Here is a 1,773-nt window from a genome sequence, read left to right as displayed (position 1 = left end):
CGCGCTGCGGTCCGCCGCACAACCGCTCGTCGCGGAACTGCGGCACCTCCAGGAGGTGTTCGACGCCGTCGAACCCGGTGACCGGGCCGCCCTGATGAGCCCGCACAGCTTCGCGCTGGCCGACCGCTACGCGCTCCTGGTCACCGCCGCGGCCTGCCTGGGCGTGCACCGCGCCCAGCAGTCGGATCCGGACCGGACCGAAGCAGCCGACGCCTTCCTGGCCGATCCGGCCTGGGCGGTCGCGGCACTGCACCGGCTGGCCCGCCGGCTCGGTCTGCCGCTTCCCGGCCGTCCCGCCGCCGCGGCGGAACGGCTGGTGCTCGACGAGGCGCTGGACCGCCTGCACACCCGACGCGGCTTTGACCTGTACGCCACTCCGCTGGCCTGACGCAGAAGACGAGGAGCACGACATGGCACCCAACCCGCTCAGCGAACCGGGCGACGAGGTCTACGCCGAGTGGCTGGTCGAGCGGCTCGGCACCTACCTCAACCGGTCGGTCCCGCCGGACCAGCCGTTCCCCGAACTCGGCCTGGACTCCGTCGCCGCACTCAGCCTGTACGGCGACATCGAGGAGGAGTTCGGGTCGCTCATCGAGCCCACCGACATCTGGGTCCACCCGACCGTCAACGAACTCGCCCGGTTCCTTGCCCTGCGCGACCCCCGCGCGGAGTCCGGCAACCGGGTGCGGACCGCGTTCGTCTTCACCGGGCAGGGCTCGCAGCACGCGGGCATGACCGCCGGCCTGTACCGGCACAGCACCGGCTACCGGGCCTTTCTCGACGAGGCCGACCAGCACCTGCTGCCCTACACCGGTCTGTCGGTGGTGCGGATGATCCTCGACCGGGACGAACGCATCCACCAGACCGCGTTCACCCAGCCCGCGCTGTTCGCCACCGAATACGCCCTGGCCCGCACCCTCCAGGAGGCCGGGGCGCAGCCCGTCGCGGTGCTCGGGCACGGCATCGGCGAGTTCGCCGCCGCGACCATCGCGGGTGCCCTGCCGCTGGCCGACGCCGCCAAACTCGTCTCCGTGCGCGGCGCTTTCATGCAGTACCTGCCGTCCGGCGGCGGCATGATGGCGACCTGCGCGGCCCCCTACGAGGCCGCGGAGGCGATCGCCAACGAGCCCGGAGTGGGCATCGCCGCCATCAACGCGGCCCGGGCCACCGTGCTCTCCGGGGAGATCGCCGGCCTGGAGCGGGTCGAGGACCTGCTGGGGGCGGCCGGCATCGCGTGCAAGCACCTCCAGGTGACGCACGCCTTCCACTCGCCGATGATGGAGCCGGTGCTGCCGAAGTTCGAGTCGGTGGCCCGCCGGCTGCCCGGGGGCGCCCCCCGGCTGCCGTACTACTCGACCGTCTACGGCCGGTTCAGCACCACACCGCTGTACGCGCCCTACTGGACCGAGCAGATCACCTCGCCGGTGCGGTTCGCCGACGCCGCACGCCAGTTGCTCGCCCAGCAGACCCCCACCCACGTCGTGGAGATCGGGCCGCGGGTGGTGCTCACCCCGTTCCTGCGGCGCATGGGCGGCTCGGACGGGCCGGTGTGCCTGCCGATCTGCCGGGGCCCGGAGAGCAACGCCGTCGATCTGGCAGGAGTGCTCTCCACTCTGGAGGCCGGTCCCTTCGCGGGTGCGCTGGCCAATGCCTGAGCCCGCCCGGACCGTGCAGCGGCAGCGGGAGGCCGACCCGCTGCCGCCGGTCGTCGACGCACGAGAGCCGGAGCCCGACACCGAACAGCCCCCGCCCGACGCCGCGTTCGAGCCGCGG

1 protein-coding gene and 1 pseudogene are annotated in these 1,773 nt (G+C 73.2%); both read left to right on the top strand.

Annotated elements, in window-relative coordinates; all coding sequences use genetic code 11:
• Positions 1-388, top strand: a pseudogene (locus ACYVE9_RS25375) (acyl-CoA dehydrogenase); the annotation flags it as partial.
• 22 nt (positions 389-410) lie between these two features.
• Complete coding sequence (locus tag ACYVE9_RS25370; protein WP_461030228.1) at positions 411-1,655, top strand: acyltransferase domain-containing protein; 1,245 nt, start codon at positions 411-413, stop codon at positions 1,653-1,655.
• Positions 1,656-1,773: the final 118 nt, after the last annotated feature.

The organism is Streptomyces sparsus (assembly GCF_054776295.1).
This window is presented reverse-complemented; position numbering and strand designations above follow the sequence as displayed.